Source organism: Vibrio natriegens NBRC 15636 = ATCC 14048 = DSM 759, from assembly GCF_035621455.1.
GTDB lineage: Bacteria > Pseudomonadota > Gammaproteobacteria > Enterobacterales > Vibrionaceae > Vibrio > Vibrio natriegens.
The window spans coordinates 1,430,645-1,453,411 of sequence record NZ_CP141823.1; the positions used below are offsets into that span (position 1 = coordinate 1,430,645).

Annotated in this window: 21 protein-coding genes; 20 read left to right on the forward strand and 1 reads right to left on the reverse strand. The window is 45.8% G+C overall.

Annotation, left to right across the window (positions count from 1 at the left end):
• Positions 1-393 precede the first annotated feature (393 nt).
• The 10 genes from VER99_RS20845 (at position 394) to VER99_RS20890 (ending at position 13,454) form a co-directional block, all read left to right on the forward strand.
• A complete protein-coding gene (locus VER99_RS20845; RefSeq protein ID WP_020335257.1) occupies positions 394-1,503 on the forward strand; it encodes an alpha/beta fold hydrolase in 1,110 nt (369 codons plus the stop codon).
• A gap of 699 nt (positions 1,504-2,202) precedes the next feature.
• Positions 2,203-3,336: a choline metabolism transcriptional regulator GbdR gene (gbdR, locus tag VER99_RS20850; protein ID WP_014234595.1), complete on the forward strand. Its 1,134-nt coding sequence runs from the start codon at positions 2,203-2,205 to the stop codon at positions 3,334-3,336.
• 174 nt (positions 3,337-3,510) lie between these two features.
• Complete coding sequence (locus tag VER99_RS20855; protein WP_020335256.1) at positions 3,511-4,488, forward strand: dipeptidase; 978 nt, start codon at positions 3,511-3,513, stop codon at positions 4,486-4,488.
• Positions 4,489-4,558: 70 nt separating this feature from the next.
• Positions 4,559-5,092, forward strand: a complete 534-nt coding sequence (locus VER99_RS20860; RefSeq protein WP_020335255.1) for a DUF5943 domain-containing protein — start codon at positions 4,559-4,561, stop codon at positions 5,090-5,092.
• 82 nt (positions 5,093-5,174) lie between these two features.
• Positions 5,175-7,238 carry a dimethylglycine demethylation protein DgcA gene (dgcA, locus tag VER99_RS20865; RefSeq protein WP_014234592.1) on the forward strand — a complete coding sequence of 688 codons (2,064 nt, stop codon included), beginning with the start codon at positions 5,175-5,177 and terminating at the stop codon, positions 7,236-7,238.
• Between the two features lie 9 nt (positions 7,239-7,247).
• Positions 7,248-9,203 carry a (Fe-S)-binding protein gene (locus VER99_RS20870; RefSeq protein WP_050571931.1) on the forward strand — a complete coding sequence of 652 codons (1,956 nt, stop codon included), beginning with the start codon at positions 7,248-7,250 and terminating at the stop codon, positions 9,201-9,203.
• A 9-nt stretch (positions 9,204-9,212) separates the two neighbouring features.
• Positions 9,213-10,451, forward strand: coding sequence for an electron transfer flavoprotein subunit alpha (gene etfA / locus VER99_RS20875; RefSeq protein ID WP_020335253.1), 1,239 nt, complete (start codon positions 9,213-9,215; stop codon positions 10,449-10,451).
• Positions 10,441-11,235: an electron transfer flavoprotein subunit beta gene (gene etfB / locus VER99_RS20880; protein ID WP_020335252.1), complete on the forward strand. Its 795-nt coding sequence runs from the start codon at positions 10,441-10,443 to the stop codon at positions 11,233-11,235. Before etfA ends, etfB begins: the two co-directional genes overlap by 11 nt.
• 244 nt (positions 11,236-11,479) lie before the next feature.
• Entirely contained in the window at positions 11,480-13,087 is a 1,608-nt protein-coding gene (locus VER99_RS20885; protein WP_014234588.1) for a BCCT family transporter, read from the forward strand.
• Positions 13,088-13,211: 124 nt separating this feature from the next.
• On the forward strand, positions 13,212-13,454 hold the full coding sequence (locus VER99_RS20890) for a hypothetical protein (protein WP_020335251.1): 243 nt from the start codon (positions 13,212-13,214) through the stop codon (positions 13,452-13,454).
• A gap of 407 nt (positions 13,455-13,861) precedes the next feature.
• Here the strand turns inward: VER99_RS20890 and VER99_RS20895 are convergent, their stop codons facing one another.
• Positions 13,862-14,731, reverse strand: coding sequence for an aldo/keto reductase (locus VER99_RS20895; RefSeq protein WP_020335250.1), 870 nt, complete (start codon positions 14,729-14,731; stop codon positions 13,862-13,864).
• Positions 14,732-15,018: 287 nt separating this feature from the next.
• Between VER99_RS20895 and atpD the strand changes: the two genes are divergently transcribed.
• The 10 genes from atpD to VER99_RS20945 all read left to right on the forward strand — a co-directional run bounded on the left by atpD (position 15,019) and on the right by VER99_RS20945 (position 22,666).
• Positions 15,019-16,404: a F0F1 ATP synthase subunit beta gene (gene atpD / locus VER99_RS20900; protein ID WP_020335249.1), complete on the forward strand. Its 1,386-nt coding sequence runs from the start codon at positions 15,019-15,021 to the stop codon at positions 16,402-16,404.
• Positions 16,401-16,805 (forward strand): F0F1 ATP synthase subunit epsilon, encoded by a 405-nt coding sequence (locus VER99_RS20905; RefSeq protein WP_020335248.1) that lies wholly within the window; start codon positions 16,401-16,403, stop codon positions 16,803-16,805. The genes atpD and VER99_RS20905 overlap by 4 nt, the downstream gene beginning before the upstream one ends.
• Positions 16,806-16,809: 4 nt before the next feature.
• Positions 16,810-17,079, forward strand: coding sequence for an AtpZ/AtpI family protein (locus VER99_RS20910; RefSeq protein ID WP_020335247.1), 270 nt, complete (start codon positions 16,810-16,812; stop codon positions 17,077-17,079).
• A 52-nt stretch (positions 17,080-17,131) separates the two neighbouring features.
• Positions 17,132-17,773 carry a F0F1 ATP synthase subunit A gene (locus VER99_RS20915; protein WP_020335246.1) on the forward strand — a complete coding sequence of 214 codons (642 nt, stop codon included), beginning with the start codon at positions 17,132-17,134 and terminating at the stop codon, positions 17,771-17,773.
• Complete coding sequence (gene atpE / locus VER99_RS20920) at positions 17,766-18,032, forward strand: ATP synthase F0 subunit C (protein WP_014234581.1); 267 nt, start codon at positions 17,766-17,768, stop codon at positions 18,030-18,032. Before VER99_RS20915 ends, atpE begins: the two co-directional genes overlap by 8 nt.
• Positions 18,033-18,085: 53 nt before the next feature.
• The gene (locus VER99_RS20925) at positions 18,086-18,835 is read left to right on the forward strand and encodes a F0F1 ATP synthase subunit delta (protein ID WP_020335244.1); all 750 of its coding nucleotides are present in this window, start codon (positions 18,086-18,088) and stop codon (positions 18,833-18,835) included.
• Positions 18,822-20,318: a F0F1 ATP synthase subunit alpha gene (locus tag VER99_RS20930; protein WP_020335243.1), complete on the forward strand. Its 1,497-nt coding sequence runs from the start codon at positions 18,822-18,824 to the stop codon at positions 20,316-20,318. The genes VER99_RS20925 and VER99_RS20930 overlap by 14 nt, the downstream gene beginning before the upstream one ends.
• Positions 20,318-21,169 (forward strand): F0F1 ATP synthase subunit gamma, encoded by an 852-nt coding sequence (locus tag VER99_RS20935; protein WP_020335242.1) that lies wholly within the window; start codon positions 20,318-20,320, stop codon positions 21,167-21,169. The genes VER99_RS20930 and VER99_RS20935 overlap by 1 nt, the downstream gene beginning before the upstream one ends.
• 103 nt (positions 21,170-21,272) lie before the next feature.
• Positions 21,273-21,764: a hypothetical protein gene (locus VER99_RS20940; RefSeq protein ID WP_020335241.1), complete on the forward strand. Its 492-nt coding sequence runs from the start codon at positions 21,273-21,275 to the stop codon at positions 21,762-21,764.
• A gap of 149 nt (positions 21,765-21,913) precedes the next feature.
• A complete protein-coding gene (locus VER99_RS20945; protein ID WP_024372879.1) occupies positions 21,914-22,666 on the forward strand; it encodes a metallophosphoesterase in 753 nt (250 codons plus the stop codon).
• The last annotated feature ends 101 nt before the right edge of the window (positions 22,667-22,767 follow it).

Consider the following 22,767-nt stretch of genomic DNA (forward strand, 5'->3'; position numbering starts at 1 on the left):
CCCAAGGCAAGTTAAAGTAGAAAATTAGGCATTAAATAGCGTTTACGTAAGCAATAGGTAATGGAATGCTCATTGGTTGAGATTTAGGTTTATTATTGTTTTATATCAAGTGTTTATTGTTTGTTTTTAGGTGTTTTTGCTTGCTGGCCTAGGTGGATTTTCCTACATCTCAAGGTTTGACTTGGAAGATTGTGCAAGGAATTCGTAGTATCCGGATAACGGTAAATTGGTGACTTGTCGCATTATAAATATCAGAAACGTCGTTAGGAGAGACACTCTCCTAAACGGTGCACGCTCTTAAGCTAGTCATGTTGTCTCAAGTTGGGGATGACTAATTTGAGCAAATTCCGAAACTGAGATGACAAGCTTATCAGGCTTACTAGGAGAAACTAGATGAACAAACACAACGATACCAACAACACAAACGCTAGCCACGACTTGCCAGACGCTAGTCGCCGAAATGCATTGAAAATGGCAGGAGCAAGCGCGGTTGCTTTAGGTGTTGGTGCGCTTTCAGGAGGCCAGGCCATGGCAAGCACGACATTAGAATTAAGTAATAGCTGGGATAAAACTTTCGCTAAAAGCGACAAGGTTGAGCACAAAAAAGTTACGTTCAAAAACCGTTACGGTATTACGCTTGCCGCTGATCTGTATCAGCCAAAAGAAAGCACTGGCAAGTTAGCTGCTATCGTTCTGAGTGGCCCATTTGGTGCAGTGAAAGAACAGTCATCTGGTTTGTATGCGCAAACAATGGCAGAACGTGGATTTGTTACGCTAGCATTTGATCCATCTTACACTGGTGAAAGTGGTGGTGAGCCACGTAATGTTGCTTCCCCAGATATCAATACTGAAGATTTCAGTGCTGCAGTCGACTTTATCGGTTTGCTAGAAAATGTTGACCGCGAGCGAATCGGCGTTATCGGTATCTGTGGTTGGGGCGGCATGGCATTAAATGCAGTCGCAATTGACAAGCGCGTTAAAGCGGTTGTGGCTAGCACTATGTACGATATGACTCGAGTTATGTCCAAAGGCTACAACGACAGTGTTACTCTTGAACAACGTACTCAAGGACTAGAGCAATTGGGTCAGCAGCGCTGGAAAGACGCTGAAAACGGTGAGCCAGCTTATGGTCCTGTGTCTCTTGAACTGCAGGGCGGCGAACCACAGTTTGTTGTCGAATACGCGGCTTACTATAAGGATCCGCAGCGCGGTTTCCACCCAAGAGCCATTAACTCAAATGCTTCTTGGACAATCACAACGCCACTGTCGTTTATGAACATGCCGATCTTGACGTACATTGCAGAAATCTCACCACGTCCGGTTCTGCTTATCCACGGTGAGAAGGCACACTCGCGCTATTTCAGTGAAACGGCGTATGAAGCAGCTGCTGAGCCAAAAGAACTGATGATCATTCCTAATGCAACCCATACCGATCTTTATGATCAGATGGATGTGATTCCATTCGACAAAATGGAAGGTTTCTTTAAGGAGCATTTAGCTTAAGAAAGAAGCCAGCCCACTAAGTAAGCCAAGGTATAAAGGTCAAAATAGAAATATCTGACCTTAAAGTATTGAGGCTGAAAACCAGTGAACCCCCCCTAAAAAAAGCCAGCATCGTATGACCACAGATGTTGGCTTCTTGGTTTATGTGCCGCATAGATATATCCCGTGATGCAATAAATTTTTTTCGTCATGATGATTATTTATGTGTGCGAATTCACTGAAATCTTGATTTGTTAACTATATCGTAACTATTGGTTAACGTTTAAAACAATAAGTTTACCGTTCTGTTGTGCCAATAGATAGACGGATTTTTCTAGCTACATCATTGTTTTAAATGGAACCGAATAATTGCTCTAAGCCTCTAAGTTGTAAGGTTTTTATTTGGTCAATTATTTTGAATGTTTGTTTAACTTTGCATCGTTTTGGTGCGTGAGATTGCAGTCGGTTGGTGAGAGACATCTTTAGGATGCTGCGGAGAAAAAATTTGTTTTCGGCTTACCAAAAAATAAGCAAGCTATTCAAGCAGATATATTGACCCTTGTAGTTTTAAACTTGATGTTGCAAAAGTATGCACTGTATTTAGATATACAGGCATGGTTGTTGCTTAGACAAAAGTGCTCGATTCGGTGCGCTAAGCAAAAACAAAAAATAGCTAGTGCTACCGGTTAATAATAAATCTCCTTTACATTGGAGTGCGCTATGTCAGTCTCAATAAATCAGTTCGATGGCTCGTCGAACAAGGAAGTAAACCGTATTGGTTTTTTGTTGTTAGATAATTTTACTATGCTCGCGTTTTCATCAGCGGTGGAACCGATGCGCATGGCAAACCAGCTGACAGGGAAAGAACTGTATGATTGGTATGTGATATCAGAAGATGGTGATTACGTTGAAGCTAGTGACGGTATTACTATCAAGCCAGATTGTTCAATGGCAGATGCCCCCCAATTAGATACATTGATTGTAGTGGGTGGTGTAAATATCACACGCAGTTTTACGCGTAAACAAGTAACGTGGTTACAGTCTTTAGCCCGTAAACATGTTGGCCTTGGTGGGGTATGTACGGGGGCTTACGTGTTAGCGGAAGCGGGGTTGCTGGACGGCTATCAGTGCAGTGTGCACTGGGAATGTCTTGCTACGTTGCAGGAGCGTCATCCTCGCGTTAATTGTCTCAACCACTTATTTGTGATTGACCGAGATCGAATGACATGCAGTGGTGGTTCTGTGCCATTAGACATGATGATTACCATGATCCAGAAAGATTATGGTCGTGAACTTGGTTCAAGCATTTCAGAAATGTTCATTTGCGACAATATTCGCGGTGAAAGTGATACACAGCGCATTCCGCTTAAGCATACGATCGGTACGGCTCAGCCTAAACTAGTCGAAGCTATTATTTTAATGGAAGCGAATATAGAAGAGACTATCGAATTGGATGAATTGGCAGTGTATGTCGGCTTATCCCGTCGCCAATTAGAGCGTCTGTTCCAGAAATATTTGCAATGCTCACCATCAAAATACTACCTCAAGCTAAGACTGAACCGCGCAAGACAGTTACTAAGACAAACATCGATGTCAATTATCGAGATCGCAACTGCATGTGGCTTTGTCTCTTCACCACACTTTAGTAAGTGTTACCGCGTGCACATTGGTATTTCACCGAAAGCGGAAAGGTTGGGGACACATTCAGCAGCGGTGGCTAATGTGAGTGTCGCTCCTCCGGCTTTAGAGTCGAATACCATCGTAGATTTAATGCAATTTGATGCTCCATTACGCTCATCGAAAGCGCTATTTGAAGCGCAGCATGAGCCTACCTACGGCTCAATCTCCATCTAATCCGTTTGTTCTAAAAAAGACCGCCATCCAGCAGGATGGCGGTCTTTTTTTGTTTTCATTTTGTCGCTTAGCGTTACGCAAAAGGGATTCAGAATGCCGTTTTTAGAACACTTTTAATCGACCGTAATACCTATTCTGGAGACTAACGAGGAAAGGGAAGAATAGGGTTTAAAAATGAACGCAACGGACTTGCATGATGATTCAATAGTGATTGATGGCCTGGTTATCGCGAAGTGGGACCGAGCACTGTTTGAAGACATGCGCAAAGGCGGCATCACTGCTGCAAACTGTACAGTTTCAGTTTGGGAAGGCTTTCAGAATACGGTAAACAATATCGTTGAAATGAATAACCTTCTTGAGGAAAACAATGATTTGGTGCTTAAAGTTCGCACCACCGATGACATCCGTAAAGCGAAGCAACAGGGTAAAACTGGCGTCATAATGGGCTTTCAAAATGCTCATGCTTTTGAAGACCAGCTTGGCTATGTGCAAGTCTTTAAAGACCTTGGCGTCGGCGTCGTTCAGATGTGTTACAACACACAAAACCTGGTTGGTACCGGTTGTTATGAGCGCGACGGTGGCTTGTCTGGTTTCGGCCACGAGATTGTCGCGGAAATGAATAAAGTGGGCATCATGTGTGACCTGTCGCACGTGGGCGCTAAGACTTCCAAAGAAGTGATCCTAGCTTCTGAAAAACCAGTTTGTTACTCGCACTGTCTGCCTAGTGGTTTAAAAGATCACCCGCGTAATAAGTCAGATGAAGAACTGAGATTTATCGCAGACCATGGCGGCTTTGTCGGTGTAACGATGTTCGCACCTTTTCTTAAAAATGGCATTCATTCAACGGTTGATGACTACGTTGAAGCGATCGCTTACATCTTTGACCTGGTTGGTGAAGACCAAATCGGTATCGGTACTGATTTCACACAAGGTCACGGTCAGCCGTTCTTTGAGTGGTTAACGCATGATAAAGGCTATGCACGCCGACTAACCAATTTTGGCGAAATCATTAACCCTGAAGGCATTCGTACTTTAGGTGAGTTCCCTAATTTAACAGAAGCACTGTTGCGTCACGGTTTCTCTGAAACTCAAGTTCGCAAGATCATGGGCGAAAACTGGCTTCGCGTACTAGGCGAAGTCTGGGGTGAATAACCACAGTGTTTCACCATAAAAATATAAATAAATAACGAGTTAGTTAATTGTATAAAAGGAAGAATACGATATGAGTACACACGCACCTGAAATGCCAATCTTGGTCGATGACGAAACAGGGGTTTGGACAACGGATGCCTTACCAATGTTGTATGTACCGCGTCACTTTTTTGTAAATAACCATATGGGTATTGAAGAAGAGATCGGTGCGGAGCGTTACGCAGACATTCTATACAAAGCTGGCTACAAGTCCGCTTACTACTGGTGTGAGAAAGAAGCCGAAGAACACGGCCTTTCTGGCGATGTTGTATTTGAACACTACATGAAACGCCTATCTCAACGCGGCTGGGGTTTCTTTGTCATTGAGCACCTTGATATTGCGAAAGGCGAAGCTCGAGTTCGTTTGGAAAATTCATGTTTCGTATACCAGTACGGAAAAGTTAACCGCAAAGTGGATTATATGTTTACAGGCTGGTTCGCTGGCGCAATCGACCAAATCGCTGAGAGCCTGGGTCTGTCAGTGAAAACCAAAGCAGTACAAACACAAAGTGGTGCTGAGGAAGGGTGTGATTACGGCGTCTTTGAAGTAACACCAATCGGCTAAACACCAACATCAATCCATTTGTAAGTCAGTCAAGGAAGACAGCCTTGCTTGTTCGCAAGCGAGGCTGGTACAGGGGTAAATCATGTCTCAGTTCGATATTCTATTCCAACCATTAAAAATTAACAAAACGACCATCCGTAACCGCGTTGTTAGTACAGCGCACGCAGAAGTTTATGCCACAGACGGTGGTATGACGACCGACCGCTACGTAAAATACTACGAAGAAAAAGCCAAAGGTGGCTGTGGTCTGTGTATCTGTGGTGGTTCAAGTGTGGTTTCAATTGATAGCCCGCAAAGCTGGTGGAGCTCAGTTAACCTTTCAACCGATCGCATCATTCCTCATTTCCAGAATCTAGCCGATGCTGTGCATAAGCATGGCGGCAAAATCATGATCCAGATTACTCACATGGGACGTCGTTCTCGTTGGGATGGTGAGCATTGGCCAAACCTAATGTCTCCGTCTGGCGTACGTGAGCCAGTGCACCGCGCAACATGTAAGACCATTGAAGAAGAAGAAATCTGGCGTATCATCGACGACTTCGCGAAAGCAGCCGTTCGTGCGAAAGAAGGTGGCTTAGACGGCGTTGAACTGTCTGCTGTTCACCAGCACATGATCGACCAATTCTGGTCTCCACGTGTTAACAAACGTACTGACCAGTGGGGCGGAACGTTTGAAAACCGCATGCGCTTTGGTATGGAAGTACTGAAAGCGGTACGTGAAGCGGTTGGTCCTGACTTTGTTGTTGGTATGCGTATTACGGGTGATGAGTTCCATCCTGATGGCTTGAACCATGACGACATGAAAGAAATCGCAGCGTACTACGATGCAACTAAGATGGTTGATTACTTCGGCGTTGTTGGTTCTGGTTGTGATACGCACAACACACTAGCAAACGTTATTCCTAACATGAGCTACCCGCCAGAGCCATTCCTGCACTTGGCGGCTGGTATTAAAGAAGTGGTTTCTGTACCTGTTATCCACGCGCAAAACATCAAAGATCCAAACCAGGCTAAGCGTATCCTTGAAGCGGGTTACGTTGATTTTGTTGGTATGACTCGTGCGCACATTGCGGATCCACACTTGATCACCAAAATCAAACTGGGTCAAACCGACCAAATTCGTCAATGTGTTGGCGCAAACTACTGTATCGACCGTCAGTACATGGGTCTGGATGTATTGTGTATCCAAAACGCGGCGACATCCCGTGAGCACATGGGTATGCCTCATATCATTGAAAAAACAACCGGACCTATCCGTAAAGTTGTTGTAATTGGTGGTGGCCCTGGTGGTATGGAAGCGGCTCGCGTTGCAGCAGAACGTGGTCACAAAGTAACGTTGGTTGAAAAAGCGAGTGAGCTTGGCGGCCAGATCACCATCGCAGCGAAAGCCCCTCAACGTGACCAGATGGCGGGTATCACACGCTGGTTGGCAATGGAATTAGACCGTCTTGGCGTTGAAGTTATTCTAGAGACAGCTGCAAACGCAGACATGATTCGTGAACTTAAACCTGACGTTTGTATCCTTGCAACTGGTGGTACGCCATTTATCGAGCAGAACCCTGACTGGGGCGCAGAAGAAGGGTTGGTTGTGTCTTCTTGGGATATCCTCAACGGCACAGTTGAACCAGGTAAGAATGTTCTGGTTTACGACACTATCTGTGAATTCTCTGGTATGTCGGCGGCAGATTACCTGACTTCTAAAGGCTCACAAGTTGAACTTGTTACCGATGATATCAAACCAGGTGTTGGTATCGGCGGTACGACTTTCCCAACTTACTACCGTAGTCTGTATGAGAAAGAAGTCATCATGACTTCGGATCTGGCACTGCTGAAAGTATACCGTGAAGGTGACAACCTGATCGCTCTGCTAGAGAACGAATACACGGGTGCGAAAGAAGAGCGCGTTGTTGACCAAGTGGTAGTAGAAAACGGCATTCGTCCAAATGAAGCGCTGTACTACGAGTTGAAAGCAGAGTCTGTGAACAAAGGCCAAATTGACGTTGAAACCTTGTTTGCATCACAGGCGCAGCCAGTCCTATCTCAAGACAACGACGGCATGATCCTGTGGCGTTTGGGTGACTGTGTTTCACAACGTAATACTCACGCTGCACTCTACGACGCACTACGTCTGTGTAAAGATCTGTAAGGGGGGCTTATGTTCCTAGAGTCACTACTTCCTATCTTACTTATAACAGCCGGAGCCCTGGCTGTTATAGGGATGCTCCGCCGCATTATGATGTGGCGGAGAGGGCAAGCCGAAAGTGTTGCCTTTTTTGCAGGGTTAGCAGCCATGCCGCGTCGTTACCTCGTGGACTTGCACCACGTGGTAGCGCGCGACAAAGTGATGTCTAACACTCACGTTGCAACGGCAGGTGGTTTTGTCCTTTCCGTTGTACTTATTTTCGCGGTTCACGTGTTTAACCTGGAGCCGCAAATCTTATCTTGGGTACTGCTTGGCTCACTTGGCTTAATGTTTTGCGGCGCATTGTTTGTTGCAAAACGTCGACTAAACCCGCCATCGCGCCTGTCTAAAGGCCCTTGGATGAGGTTGCCGAAAAGCTTGATCATGTTCTCGGTGAGCTTCTTCATCGTGACACTGCCAGCTACTCAGTTAGTTGGCGAAGTGTTTAACGTGGTTGCTGCGGTTGTTCTCCTTGCTGCTATCGTATGGGGCGTCGGTGAGATGTTCCTTGGTATGGGCTGGGGCGGACCAATGAAGCACGCGTTTGCTGGTGCGCTACATTTGGCATTTCACCGTCGTCCAGAGCGTTTTGGTGGTGGTCGTTCAACCGGTTTAAAACCAGTAGATCTTGATGCTAAAAAGCTGGGCGTTGAAAACCCAAGTGATTTTAAATGGAATCAGTTACTGGGCTTTGATGCGTGTGTTCAGTGTGGTCGTTGTGAAGCGGTATGTCCGGCATTTGCGGCAGGGCAGCCACTAAACCCGAAAAAGCTGATTCAAGATATGGTTGTTGGACTAGCTGGCGGTACGGATGAAAAGTACGCTGGTAGCCCATATCCAGGCAAAGAAACCGGCTGTGCCAAAGGTGACCCGCACAAACCAATCGTGGGCGGTGTGCTAAACGCAGAAACACTGTGGTCATGTACGACGTGCCGCGCTTGTGTAGAAGAGTGTCCGATGATGATCGAACACGTGGATGCGATTGTTGATATGCGCCGCTTCTTAACGCTTGAAAAAGGCGAAACACCGAACAAAGGTGCGGAAGTACTGGAAAACATCATCTTCACTGATAACCCGAATGGTCATAACCCGAACAAACGTTCTAACTGGGCAGCAGACCAAGATCTTAAACTGATGTCTGAAGTCAAACGTGCAGACGTTCTGTTCTGGGTGTCTGACGGTGCGTTTGATATGCGTAGCCAGCGTATTCTTAAGTCGATGGTGCAAATTCTCAAAGCAGCCAAGATTGATGTAGCTATCCTGGGCGATGAAGAACTGGATTGTGGTGACGTTGCTCGTCGATTAGGTGACGACGTAACGTATCAGCGTTTAGCAAAACGTAACATCCAAACGCTGATGAAGTACGACTTTGACTGCATCGTGACAACAGACCCTCACGCATTCCACTGTTTGAAGAACGAATACCCGGACTTCTATCCAGAGAATGAAAAACCAAACTACCAGGTTTGGCACCATACAACCTTCATTAACCAATTGGTTGAAAAGGGGTTAATCGGTCTTAAACCATTGTCAGTCGGTAAAGTTACCTACCATGACCCTTGTTACTTAGGTCGTTACAACGGCGAATATGAAGCGCCTCGTTCGGTGCTAAAACACCTCGGTGTTGAAATTGCTGAAATGGAACGTTCTGGTTTCCGCTCACGTTGTTGTGGCGGTGGTGGTGCGGCTCCGATTACCGATATCCCTGGCGAACGTCGTATTGCGGATATGCGTATGGACGACATCCGTGAAACAGGTGCCGATCTTGTGGCGGTAGGTTGTCAGCAATGTACTGCGATGCTTGAAGGTGTTGTTGAGCCAAGACCTGAAGTGAAAGACATTGCTGAACTTGTTGCTGAGATGCTGGTTGAGATTAGCGATGATCAGGTGGACGTATGGACACCAGAATCTGAAACCGTCGGTGTGTAGGAGAAGATCATGGGAGAATTTATTTTACGCCGTGACCCTCGTGTCGAGTGGATTAGACGAAACAGGCTGCACCCACAGCATGATAGCTTGATGGTACAGCCAGTTGAAGAGATTGGACTAAGCGGCTTAACTAGGCGTTATCCACATCGAGTTGGTTTTATTGGACCGAACGGCATTAAGCGCATCGATCGTCTGAACAATAATGCCGCAACCTCGATGATGGGTGCTCGCCAAAGCAGCCAAGCAAGTGTCGAGCTGCCGTTGCACAAGGTTGAGTCTCCAGACTTTTACATTGTGGTTGTGCCAGATATGCCAGGTGGTCGCTTGAGCAGCCATGATAAAGACGTTCTTGGCCAAGCCCATCAGCTGATTAAACAGTCTGACGGTGAGGGCGCAGTGATGGCTGTGGTATTCGGCACCCACAAAGAAGAGCAGTTTGATCTTGCAGGCGTCGACCGATTGCTAACGATTCCGGATGAAGTGTTTGATCACTACAGCCCAGAACAGCGAGCTGAGGTTCTGGCGAGTATCGAAGACCAATATTCGCCTAAGCACTGGCTATTCCCGGATAGCATTCAAGGTGGATTTGAACTTGGTGCGCGCTTGTCTGCGGCGATTAATGAACGTCCTGCAACACAAGCGTGGCAAGTCGATAGTGAGCATGCGGTATGTCGAGCAGCAGGGCTTCGTCACGACATCAAACGTGTGACACCTCGAGTGCTTCTGCTGGCTCAAGAATGTGCGCTACCAATTGATGAAACCCGACACGAAGTGCTGCCGGTTGAATTTGAAGGCACATTCAGCATTGAATCTCGCATCGAAGATCTTGGTCCAGTCGCGGTGGATCCTCAGGCGATTCCACTTACCGAGGCTGAATTCATTCTGTCTGCAGGTAACGGCATCCATGATTGGGAGAAATTCCACGAAGCAGCGAACGTTCTGGGTGCAACCGAAGGCGCGAGCCGCGTAGCCGTCGATGATGGCTTTATGCCTCGTGACCGTCAGGTTGGTGCTACCGGTAGCTGGGTGACCGCTCGAGTCTATGTGGCTGTTGGTATCTCAGGGGCAATTCAACACCTGCAAGGTATTGGTGCTTGTGAAAAAGTCATCGCCGTAAACACAGATGCGGGTTGTGACATGGTCAAGCGCGCGGATCTGAGTGTGATTGCTGATAGTAATGAGTTTTTAAGAGAGTTGATTTCTCTTATTCAACAACATCAATCAAAGGAGCTGAAGGATGCCGCATAATCAAACCGATACACTGCGTGTCAGTACGTTAGTCTCCATTGGTGCCCACCCTGATACGGGACGTGCGCGACGTTCAGCGACCGATGCACGTGCTGTTGAACTGGCGATGAACTTAGAAGGTTGTGAGTTAGAGGTGCTTCACGCAGGCAACCCTCAGGATCCAGCATTGTCGTACTACAGCGGGATGGGCCTCTCTCAAATTCGCGTTTTGGCTCAGGACGAACAGGACGATGCGGTTAACACATTGACTTCGTACTTTCGAGATGACATGCCCGACATCGTTCTGACAGGAATGCGCGCGGAAAATGGCGAATCTTCAGGCACGCTACCTTTCTTTCTTGCTCAAGAGTTGGATTGTCCGATTGTTATGGGCGTCGCGGAAATTCTATCCGTCGAAAATGGTACAGCGCGAGTATTACAAGCGCTACCAAGGGGTCAACGTCGAGCGCTAAACGTATCTCTGCCATTTATCGCTAGTGTGGACTTTGCTGCGCAAGAACCACGACAAAGTGCATTTGGTCGAGCTCGCCGATGTGACATTGTCACGGAAGAGGTGGAAGGCAAGCAACTGGATAAAGAGCGACTAACTTGGGAAACAAGTATCGCGAAGCCAAAAGCGAAGCGTTTGAAAGTCGTGAAAGCTAAAAGTGCGGCTGACCGTTTTAAAGCGGCGACAGCAAAAGCAGAATCGACAGGCGGTAAAGTCCTTAAAGACCAGCCTGTTAGTGAAATGGCTCAGGTAGTCTATGACTTACTGCTTGAAGAAGGAGTGGTAAATAAATAACTAAAAAATTGACTTGTTAGGAATTCAACTTATTGAACCTAATTAGGTTCATCTAAGGAATATATCCACGTTAACGGTACCGACAATTAGAAGAAAAGTTCGGTACCTACGTGGTTAATACCAACGTTAATAAGTACTTGAACAATTACTTATCCAACTAGGTATGACTTACGACGAAGAACGATTCAGGGAAAGGAATTACTGAATACTGTTCAATATATGTTAATCACTAAAGAGGGATCGCATGAAAAGCATAGTGAGTAGTCGAAGAAGATATAAATCCGTTCATACCGTTAAATACGAAACGGATTATTGTGCTGGGCAAGACAATGTCAAAATCTTTGGCATGGATATCCATAACCCCGTGTTTGGTATCAGCGCTAGCTTAATTTTATTGTTCATCATTTTGACGTTAATTTTTCCTGAAGGAGCAAAAGACGCGCTTATTGCCGCTCGGAGCTGGTCTATAAACAATTTTGACTGGTTTTTCATGGTCGGGTGTAACTTGTTTGTAGTGTTTTGCTTATTTTTGCTTGTTTCTCCAATGGGCAAAATTCGTTTGGGAGGAGCAAACGCCACACCGGAATTCTCTACGGTATCTTGGTTTAGCATGTTATTTGCTGCGGGTATGGGGATAGGGCTGATGTTCTGGAGCGTTGCTGAACCTGTCGCGTATTACACCGACTGGTACGGAACGCCACTTAACGTGGCAGCCAATACCGAAGAAGCAAAACAAATGGCGCTAAGTGCTACGATTTATCACTGGGGTTTACACCCTTGGGCGATCTATGCCGTAGTTGGCCTGGCTTTGGCTTTTTTTGCACATAATAAAGGCTTGCCACTTACTATCCGTTCTGCATTTTTCCCAATTTTAGGTGAGCGTTGCTGGGGTCCAATTGGTAACTTCATCGATATTCTCGCCGTACTGGCAACCATCTTTGGTCTTGCAACTTCTCTTGGCTTCGGCGCTCAACAAGCCGCTGGTGGTCTTAGCCATCTGTTTGGTGTCTCAAGCGGTATTTCAACTCAAATAGCATTTGTGGTTGTGGTTACCGGCATTGCTGTCATCTCAGTGGCACGAGGACTGGATGGCGGTGTGAAGATATTGAGTAACATCAATATGCTAATCGCGGCAGGTTTAGTTGCGCTACTGGTTGTTATTGGACCGACGCTATCTATTTTGCATACATTTGGTGATATCACGCTGGGCTATGTTGATAACTTTGTGCCGCTTTCTAATTGGATCGGACGTGAAGATTCAGACTGGTTCCATGGTTGGACTGTGTTCTACTGGGCGTGGTGGGTATCTTGGTCACCATTCGTAGGTATGTTTATTGCTCGAGTTTCTAAAGGACGTACGGTTCGCGAGTTCGTCACTGCAGTACTACTTATCCCAACGTTAGTCACTATGGTTTGGTTGAGTGTCATGGGCGGAACGGCAATAGAACAGGCTACGACAGGTGTCGGTGAGCTAGCAAATGGTATCAGCGATGTGTCTCTGGCGATGTTCCAAATGTTTGAGAATTTGCCATTTTCTACGTTGCTATCCGTTGTTGGTATCTTACTTGTACTGGTCTTCTTTGTAACGTCTTCTGACTCGGGTTCACTTGTAATCGACAGTATCACCGCGGGTGGTAAAGAAGATGTGCCAGTAGGTCAGCGTGTGTTCTGGGCTATTGTAGAAGGTTTCATCGCGATAGCACTGCTACTTGGTGGTGGTTCGGAAGCACTGACAGCATTGCAAGCTGGCGCGATAACGACTGGTCTGCCTTTCACACTTGTTTTGGTACTGATGTGCTGGAGCTTGTACAAAGGGTTAAAAACTGAGATTCACCTTTACCGTAAAGCATAAATGCTACGCAACTAACATTTTTGGCTGTGTGACATAAAAATAGATCACAGCCTATTTTTTAATCGTCTATTGTAGGCTTGTTGGGGGGAAGGAATCCCCTCTTATTTGGTAGGAGTAAGTAGTTATGATGCACGTAGATCTTGTAGATATGGATGACTTTATTACTGATCTTAGCCAGCTTGGCATTGACTGCCCAAGTGCAGATGTGGATAGCGTAAAAAGCAGTATTGATGAGTGGTTACAAACGGTCGACAGCTCTCAGCGTGACCGATTCTCGAAGCTGTTATTCTGTATTGAGGAAAAAGGTATTTTGTTGCCTGATATCGAAAATGTCGTTCGATGGGGCGCTCAACAACTACCTCGATGAGTCAAATCTTCGCTTCTTGTGCAAATCTTGAAAGCATGAGGACAAGTTCAGTATTCTGAACAAAGCAGTATAGCGCTGAGCGGTTTTGCTCACGTTAATCGCTGAAGGGGAGTCGATATTATCTACTATAAGTCGTAGTGGGTAATACCTACTCCTATACCGACGTAAAGCTAATCTTAAGCATGAGTTGAAACGTCAAAACTTCCATCTGAACCAGTAAATAAAAACCTTGCCGACTATTTCGTATTTAGTGTTGCTGCAAGCGAAAGAACTCACAGCATCATCCTAAAACAAAAAATCCCTCTTATGTTCAGAGGGATTTTTTATTGGGGTACGGCACCGACGAAAATCTTCTGATACACACTAACCAACGGTGTTTCTGTTTTCTTCTCGCCGGAACCGTGTTTTTAGTCGTGGATTTTCACGCCGAGACAGCCACGTACAAAATCAGGGTTGAAGTGCTTAACTGCATCGCCAACGTAACCTAAATCAAGGCTGCTGATTTTCTCCATCTCTTCATCTGAAAGCGTAAAATCCCAAATATCGAAGTTTTCTTCAATACGTGCTTGTTTTACTGACTTTGGAATAACGGTGACGCCACGTTGTAAATTCCAGCGCAGAATAACCTGAGCCACTGTCTTTCCATGTGTTTCTGCAATGCCTTTTAGCATCTCGTCTTCAAACGGTTTATGACGACCACCACCTAATGGTGCCCATGCTTCAGGCTGAACGCCGTAATGCTTCATTGTTTCTAGCGCGGCCGGCTGAGCATGATATGGGTGCAGCTCAATCTGGTTTACCATTGGCTTAATTTTCACTGTTTCACAGAAATTCGCCAATACATGTGCGTAGAAGTTAGACACGCCAATCGCTTTGAGCTTGCCTTCTTCGTAAGCATCTTCCATCGCACGCCAAGCGCTAAAGTAGTCACGCATTGCCTGGTGTAGTAGATACAAATCGAAATACTCTAGACCAGATTTTTCCAGTGACGCTTCGATACCTGCTTTAGCGGTATCGTAATTTGCCATGTCCTGAACCCATAACTTTGACGTGATAAATAGATCTTCGCGCGTACAAATGCCTTCTTCAATGGCTTCACGGACAGCTTCACCAACGGCATCTTCATTACCGTAGACTGCGGCAGTATCAATGAGGCGATAGCCAGCACGGATAGCACTGAGTACTGACTGTTTGCATTCTTCTTTATCGGTAACCTGAAAAACACCAAAGCCTGCCATTGGCATCTCTAGGTTGTTACTTAATGTTGTATATTCCATTGTAGAATATCTCCATTGCGCTGATTGGACGTAAGACAATGAACTCTATTGGTGCTTAATCCTTTAAAATCAGTGGAGCTCATGCATTTCCCTTATCACAGGGTGGGGTAATTATGGCACGCAATAGCCAACATCGAATTGTTCAATATTCGCTATTGTTTGCCTAAAACTTCAATTCACGCTCACTCAACGTAACTACTTATAAGCTACACTAAAAAACAGAAGTTGGTGCTCTTCCGTTAATAAAATTGCTAAAAAGCAGATATGCCTTTGCAGGGGTGTAAATAATGGAGCTAGGAAGGAAACAAGTCCCGGTTGGTGTCATTACTGAAATACATGGCCCGGTAACCGTAATTGCCTGTGATTCCTTGCCTCCCTTGCATCAGGCTTTATGTGCTAATGTCGATAATGAAACCTATCTGTTTGAGGTTCATCAACATCTTGATAAGCGGCATATCCGCGCAATTATTCTCCACAAAACCTCCTCGTTGCATCGTGGGCTCACCGTTTATGATACCGGGGCTTCTCTTCATGTTCCGGTCACGCCGGATTGTCTCGGTCGTTTGCTCAATATCTTTGGTGAGCCATTGGATGGCGGGAGCAACCTGAATACGTCAATGTTTCGCAATGTTCACAGTGCGCCAGTCCCGATTCATGAATCTGTCGGTGCCGGAAACGTATTAGAAACGGGTATTAAAGTTATCGATCTTCTCTGTCCTTTCATTGAAGGAGCAAAAACAGGATTACTCGGTGGTGCAGGGGTTGGTAAAACTGTGTTAATTATGGAGTTCATGCACGCGATGGCTTCATTACATCAGGGGGTGTCGGTTTTTTCCGGAATTGGTGAACGCATACGCGAAGGTCATGAACTTTGGCACGCTATCCGAGATGCAGGTGTACTGCCACAGACATTAATGGTGTTCGGGCAAATGGACGAGTCGCCGGGCGTTCGTTTTCGGATAGGACTATCAGCTCTGACCTATGCGGAATACCTGCGCGAAACCCTGAAAAAAGATGTTCTGTTCGTCATGGATAATATTTTTCGTTTTGTGCAAGCGGGCAGTGAAGTATCCAGTTTGCTCGGGCGGATGCCCGCTACGGTAGGCTATCAACCGACACTGTCGACAGATATCGCAGAGATTCAGGATCGTATTCTTTCAACCAAAAATGGCACCATCACTTCAGTACAGGCGGTTTATGTTCCTGCTGACGATATGACTGATCCTGCGGTCAGTACCATTCTTAGTCATCTGGATAGCACGGTAATGTTATCCCGGGCACAAGCTGGTAAAGGGATTTACCCTGCGGTCGATGTGTTGCAGTCCAGCAATAAGCTTATGGACAGGCATACTTTAGGTGAACGTCACTACAGTATTGCTGAAGGTGTACGGGAACATTTAGCCCGTTACCACGAGCTGGAAGATATTATCACCATGTTAGGAGTCGGTGAGTTGTCTCAGGCTGACCGCACCATCATCATGCGTGCCCGCAAACTTCAACGCTATCTGACCCAGCCATTTTGTACAACAGCGGCACATACCGGCATGCCGGGAGTGTCCGTGCCGCTGGAAACTACGCTAAATGACTGTGAACATTTTCTGCTTGGTCATTTCGACGAAATTCCGGAAGAGCGCTGCTATATGCAGGGAAGTATGGAGAGCCAGCTACGATGAAAAATTTTGTGATCAGCCTGTTGGATGCCACGCACTCTACAGAGATTGAGGGCGTTACTTCGTTTATTGGCGAGGACCAAACGGGTAGCTTCGGATTGTTGGCGAATCACAGTCGTTTTATGACGGTTCTGTCTACGGGAATTGCGAAGTACCGCACGGGGGAGAGTGATTGGAAGTATCTGGCAGCGGCTGGTGGGGTGCTCTATTTTAAAAATAATCACCTGACATTATGTACTTACCGCTTTTTGCTCGATGATGACTATAGCCGTATTAGCCAGGCACTGGAGCAACAATTAGTGATAGAAGAAGAAAAATCACAGACGTTTAAACAGAGCCTACGCCACATGGAAGAAGAGGTATTTATGCGGCTGTGGAAAATAGGCAAAAGAGAGACACTTTAGTGCCATGCGTAAACTTGATGATTTGAAAAAGAAAACTGAGCGTCAGGTTGACCGTATGAAGAAAGCTGAGCGCGAACGACATACCCTTATCGGCCAAACTATTTATCTTGGAACCCTAGGGCTATTGCTTGCGTTACCCATTGTGGGAGGCGCTTACCTTGGTCATTGGATAGACAGCATGATAGAGGGATATTCGGTTCGCTGGACAATAAGTTTTATCTTGCTTGGCGTGATCGTTGGGATGATCAATGTCTACCTTTTAATTCGGCAATAGTGCTATGGGTTTTAACTGGGATTAAGTAAACCGACTCAGTGGGACGGTCATTATGATAGATAATACGGTAGTCACAACATGGGGAATCATTGGTGCACTCGGGCTATTTGCCTGGATTTTGTCTCAGAAGTTATCTATCAAACCCGGGCTGGTACAGACTGCGGTAGAAGGCATGATTGCCAGTATTGAAAATGTGATTAGCGAAGTCGCTCCTCAGCATGTTAAAAGCCTGATGCCATTTATTGGCAGCCTATGGATATTTCTTGTTATCGCCAACCTGTGCGGGCTTATTCCGGGCGTTCATTCTCCAACACGCGACTTATCTGCTACCTCTGCGCTGGCAATTATTGTTTTCCTTTCGACACACTGGTTTGGCATTCGCCTGCAAGGAATAAAGCTTTACTTAAGCCATTATTTAAAACCCAGCCCGATTCTATTACCGTTCCACATTATCGGGGAAATAACCCGTACGGTTGCTTTAGCGGTGAGATTATTTGGCAACATGATGAGCCTGGAAATGGCAGCCTTGCTATTTTTGTTAGTCGCAGGATTTCTGGCGCCGGTGCCAATTTTAATGCTCCATGTCATTGAAGCCTTAGTTCAGGCTTATATCTTCGGCATGTTGGCCCTCATTTACATCGCAGGTAGCCTACAATATCAACAACAGCAACAAGAAGGAGCCACTCATGAATGAGTTATCAACCTTTGTTCTGACTTCAACCGCTGTTGCCATTATCGGTATTTCTATTGGTGTGCTTGCTCCAGCGATAGCCATGGGGTGGGCTGTGAGCCGGGCAATGGATGCTCTTGCACGTCAGCCTGAGGCTGAAAAGTCAATTATGCGGACGCTTTTTATCGGGTTGGCAATGATAGAGTCACTGGCCATTTATGTGCTCGTTATTGTGCTGATTGTGCTTTTCCGTAACCCATTGCTTGAATACCTTATCAAATAGCGTCTGCTAGCCACTCTATGATGGTTTATCACCCACGTTGAGGAGCAATTACTGTGGAGTTTAGCTGGACTACTTTTGTACTGGAAATCATCAATTTTTTGGTGTTGATCTGGATTCTCAAACGCTTTCTGTTTAAGCCGGTAAAGGCGGTGGTTAGTCAGCGCCAGGCGGATATTGATAAACAGTTGCTTGAATCCCAGCGACTCAATGATGAATCGGCAGCACTGAAAGATGAATATGAAAATCGCCTGGTTAATTGGGAGCATCAGTGTCAGCAGGCAAGAGAGGCACTGCGCCGGGAAATTGATGCAGAGCGGGCATCCCAGTTAGATTTATTGAAGCAGTCTCTAGAGCAGGAAAAGAAAAAAGCGCAGGTGGTTGAATCTCGCCAGCGTATGGAAGCGATTCGTGATAGTGAACAACAGGCGTTACACCAGAGCGCTCAATTTGCTACTTCTCTGCTTAGCAGGGCTTCTGGACCTGAGCTGGAGGCTAGGTTGCTGGATATTCTGTTGGAGGATTTATCTTCCCTTTCTGAGGAGCAAGCGGCCAGTTTGTTACATCAATGGGGAGTCATGCCTGAAGTTATTGAGGTAAGCAGCGCTTATCCAATACCGGAACAAAAACGGCAAGAGCTGGAAAGCGCCCTGAAGACCGTCAGCCAATTATCCATCCCTGTGCAATATGATGAAAACCCTGAGCTGATCGCTGGTGTGTTTATCACCATAGGTGCCTGGTGTTTGCGTGCCAATATAAGAGATGATTTAAAAGGGTTTATGGAGTTCGCCTATGTTACCCGATGAAGACGAACTCAAAAGCCCGTTGACCCAGCAGGCTATGTGGCTCAAGGACTATAAACCGGGGTTACGCCTTGAAGAGCGGGGCGTCGTGTTGTCCATCGGGGATGGCATTGCCAGGATCTCAGGGCTTCCTTCGGCGGCGATGAACGATATCTTAACCATGGAGGATGGCAGTCAGGCAATGGTGTTTGACCTGACGGAAGAGCTGGTCAGTGCGGTACTCTTGCATGAAACCAGCTTATTGACAGCCGGAACCTCCGTACATCATTCCAGTCATTCTTTAAGTGTCCCGGTGGGTGACAATTTGCTTGGCCGGGTTATTGATCCGCTGGGCAGTCCACATGATGGGGAAGCTGCCCCAATCCCATCTGCATGGATGCGTCTGGATACGTTGTCACCGCCGATAATCAGCCGTGATTTTGTGAATGCGCCTTTGTATACGGGCATCAAGATCATAGATACCCTAATCCCGATAGGTAAAGGGCAGAGACAGTTGCTTATTGGTGACGAAGGCCTAGGGCGTAGTGCCCTGGCACTTGATACCGTGATTAACCAACGAGGCAGAAATGTGCGGTGTGTTTATGTGCTCATTGGGCAAAGGCGTTCAACGGTCATTAAGACGATTGAGATATTACGAGAGTTTGGTGCGCTTGAATACACCACTGTCGTTGTCGCGGAAGCGAGTAGCTTGCCGGGATTACAGCATATAGCGCCTTTTGCCGGCTGTGCTATTGCTGAGTATTGGATGCAACAGGGGCACGATATTCTAGTTGTCTATGATGATCTCAGTACGCATGCCAAAATCTACCGAGAACTGTCATTGCTTCTGCGTCGTCCTCCCGGGCGGGAAGCTTATCCTGGTGATATTTTTTCAGTCCATGCTGGGTTATTGGAAAGGACTACCTGCCTGAGTCCGTCTCATGGTGGTGGTAGCATGACGGCTTTACCAATCGTTGAAACCAAACAGGGAGAAATAGCCGATTATATCCCGACTAACTTAATATCCATCACTGACGGGCAAATCTATTTGGAACGCGGATTGTTTTCAGCCGGTTTTCGTCCGGCCATTGATATTGCGCGTTCTGTTTCTCGTATTGGGGGACAAGCGCAACATCCCAGAATCAAGGAAGAAGCCGGAAGTATGAAATTACACTATCTTCAGTTTCTGGAACTGGAGAGTTTCACCCGCTTTGGTGCCCGGCTTGAGGCCTCAATGGATCAAGCGATTCAACGTGGTCTGGTATTGAGGGAGATTCTCAAACAAGAGCAATTTTCTCCGCTTCACGAGACGTTTCAACTGGCATGGCTTGTCGCTTTTAATGATGGGCATTTCAAGGATTGCGAACGAAAAGAAGTGTCGTCGCGTCTCAAACTTCTAGAGCAGGAGGTGAAATCTTCCAGCCTAACCCTTGATAGCCCTAAAGATGAATGGAGTGTAGCGGTCGCTAAATGGTTATCACCTAACAACATACAGGGCAGTAAGTGATGAGCCGACGTCTCGATCTGGACAATCACCATCATAGTCTGAACGAAATTATAAAAATCTTAGATGCGATGAAAATGTTAGCTTACATGGAAACGCATAAGTTGGGAGCATTCCTTGACACTCAACACCAAGCGCTGGATGCCATCAGTTCAGCAGCTAACGATTTTCTTAGTTTTTATCCCGGAGCCCAACTAAAAGAGTCCGAAGTCTTCCCTGTTTATCTTTTAATTGGATCTGAACGCGGGTTCTGTGGTGACTTCAATCAGGAACTGGTGAACTATATTGAGCAGGTCTTAACGATTCCTTCCAATGTAAAGCCTACTTTAATTACGGTTGGCCGCAAGCTCTATAACTTAATGCAATACGATGGTCATGTATATGCGCAGATTGAAGGGCCAAATGTTGTCGAAGAGGTGCCTAACGTTCTCGAACAAACCGTTCAGTTACTGACAAAGATCCAGAGGGAACAGCCGTTAATGAGCTTATACAGCGTTTACCACAGTGGCGAACAGGGGATTATCACAAAAAAACTATTGCCGCCGTTTCAGCAAAAGGATCAACAACCCGCCAATTTTCCGTATCCTCCGGAGCTAAACTTACCGCCAGCAGACTTTTTGCTCAAAGTAGCCGAGCAGTTTCTTTTTACTGCTCTGCATGAAATTGTTTATACCTCTCTGTTAGAGGAAAATCACAATCGAATCATGCATCTTGAAGGCGCGGTTAAACATCTTGAAACTAAAGCGGATGAATTGACCCAGCAATGTCATATTTTACGCCGGGAAGAGATTACTGAAGAAATTGAAGTAATTTTACTTAATGCCAGTAGTTTTGACGATTTTCCCATTGGTTAAATGCACATGTGGCATCCACGCTTGAGCCTGATATTTGTGTGTCTATAAATAAAAATGCTGTCGAAACGGATAGTGACTGTCATTTCACTTAAGAGGGACGTAAATGATTTCTACAAAACATAAGGTGACACTACTTACGGTAACACCTGCGGTCATGCTGCTCTTTGTCCACCTGGGAGCCTTCGCACAAACCAAGCAAGAGCAGGTGCATCATATGTCGCATCAGGTAATGCCCTTCGACATGTCTAAAACTCTTCATGTGTTCAAAATGACGGATTCAGGTGGCGTCCAAAAGGTTTTGGCGAGGAACACAGAAGAAACTGAACAAATCTTACTTATTCGGCAACATTTAGAGCACGAAGCGCAAATGTTTAAACACGGAAATTATTCAGACCCAACAAAATTACATGGCGCAGACATGCCTGGAATTGCGAAACTTAGCGCTAATTCCTCAAAAGTTAACGTGTCATATTCAGAACTTCCTGAAGGTGCACAGATCACCTTTGAAACTAAAGAGATAAGTATGGTAACCGCAATACATAGATGGTTTGGTGCTCAGCTTTCCGAGCATGGAGCTGATGCAAAATCGGAATGATGGATACAGATAAGGCATAATGCGAGTTTGTTTTCGAATGTGTTTAAGTACGCACTAAATTGATTTTAGATACTCGGTCTCTGTTCTCATTGACCAATTCTTGCCTGTGTTTATTATTATCCTAAAGGCTTTTAGCGGGGGGAAGTATATTGAAAATCTGTCACCTTTCGGATCTCCACTTGGAATTCGGTTCAATGGAAGTACCTCAATCTGACGCTGATGTGATAGTACTGAGCGGAGATATTCACATAGGGACTCAGGGTATCGATTGGGCTTCGCAATTTGATGTGCCCGTTATTTATGTTCTGGGCAACCACGAAGCCTATGGAGCCTCTCTAGATTCACTGATAGGTCAATGTCGCGTTAAAGCGAACCAATATGAGAATGTCCATTTATTAGAAAATGACAGTATTGTTATCGAAGGCGTTCGTTTTCATGGATGCACGTTATGGACAGATTTTTGTCTCGATGGCAGCACTGATGTTTCAATGAAGATAGCAGAAGGTCGAATGAATGACTTTAAGCAAATTCTTTATCATGGAAATGTTTTTACTCCGCAAGACAGCCAAAGCCTCCACCGCGCATCGAGACGATGGCTCTATCATTCTGTAAAGCAGTCGCCAGAGCCAAAAAACGTCATTGTTACCCACCATCTTCCATCAAGAAATCTAATTCAGGTTGAATACCTTGGAAGCCCGCTTGCCCCTGCTTTTGCGTCACACTGTGATGAGTTTGAAACTATTGCGAATAAAATTGCAGTTTGGTGTTACGGGCACAATCATGATTGCAATGAACAAATAGACTTCGGCATAAACTTCCATACAAATCAACGTGGATATGTTGAACATGAGTTAGTTTCTGGTTTTGACCCTCAAAAAATAATTACTATCGATACAAAATGAATCGGGAGCAAGCCAGTGATTATCAAGTATTGTGATCACACTAAATGACGATCTTCGCTAACGCGTTTTTGTCCAGAAACGTGTTTCAGCGGATGTTCAAG

Bases quoted from the DNA above. Each gene is read 5' to 3' on its own strand.
- VER99_RS20845 (WP_020335257.1), top strand. From the start codon at position 394: ATGAACAAACACAACGATACCAACAACACAAACGCTAGCCACGACTTG.
- gbdR (WP_014234595.1), top strand. From the start codon at position 2,203: ATGTCAGTCTCAATAAATCAGTTCGATGGCTCGTCGAACAAGGAAGTA.
- VER99_RS20855 (WP_020335256.1), top strand. From the start codon at position 3,511: ATGAACGCAACGGACTTGCATGATGATTCAATAGTGATTGATGGCCTG.
- VER99_RS20860 (WP_020335255.1), top strand. From the start codon at position 4,559: ATGAGTACACACGCACCTGAAATGCCAATCTTGGTCGATGACGAAACA.
- dgcA (WP_014234592.1), top strand. From the start codon at position 5,175: ATGTCTCAGTTCGATATTCTATTCCAACCATTAAAAATTAACAAAACG.
- VER99_RS20870 (WP_050571931.1), top strand. From the start codon at position 7,248: ATGTTCCTAGAGTCACTACTTCCTATCTTACTTATAACAGCCGGAGCC.
- etfA (WP_020335253.1), top strand. From the start codon at position 9,213: ATGGGAGAATTTATTTTACGCCGTGACCCTCGTGTCGAGTGGATTAGA.
- etfB (WP_020335252.1), top strand. From the start codon at position 10,441: ATGCCGCATAATCAAACCGATACACTGCGTGTCAGTACGTTAGTCTCC.
- VER99_RS20885 (WP_014234588.1), top strand. From the start codon at position 11,480: ATGAAAAGCATAGTGAGTAGTCGAAGAAGATATAAATCCGTTCATACC.
- VER99_RS20890 (WP_020335251.1), top strand. From the start codon at position 13,212: ATGATGCACGTAGATCTTGTAGATATGGATGACTTTATTACTGATCTT.
- VER99_RS20895 (WP_020335250.1), bottom strand. From the start codon at position 14,731: ATGGAATATACAACATTAAGTAACAACCTAGAGATGCCAATGGCAGGC.
- atpD (WP_020335249.1), top strand. From the start codon at position 15,019: ATGGAGCTAGGAAGGAAACAAGTCCCGGTTGGTGTCATTACTGAAATA.
- VER99_RS20905 (WP_020335248.1), top strand. From the start codon at position 16,401: ATGAAAAATTTTGTGATCAGCCTGTTGGATGCCACGCACTCTACAGAG.
- VER99_RS20910 (WP_020335247.1), top strand. From the start codon at position 16,810: ATGCGTAAACTTGATGATTTGAAAAAGAAAACTGAGCGTCAGGTTGAC.
- VER99_RS20915 (WP_020335246.1), top strand. From the start codon at position 17,132: ATGATAGATAATACGGTAGTCACAACATGGGGAATCATTGGTGCACTC.
- atpE (WP_014234581.1), top strand. From the start codon at position 17,766: ATGAATGAGTTATCAACCTTTGTTCTGACTTCAACCGCTGTTGCCATT.
- VER99_RS20930 (WP_020335243.1), top strand. From the start codon at position 18,822: ATGTTACCCGATGAAGACGAACTCAAAAGCCCGTTGACCCAGCAGGCT.
- VER99_RS20935 (WP_020335242.1), top strand. From the start codon at position 20,318: ATGAGCCGACGTCTCGATCTGGACAATCACCATCATAGTCTGAACGAA.
- VER99_RS20940 (WP_020335241.1), top strand. From the start codon at position 21,273: ATGATTTCTACAAAACATAAGGTGACACTACTTACGGTAACACCTGCG.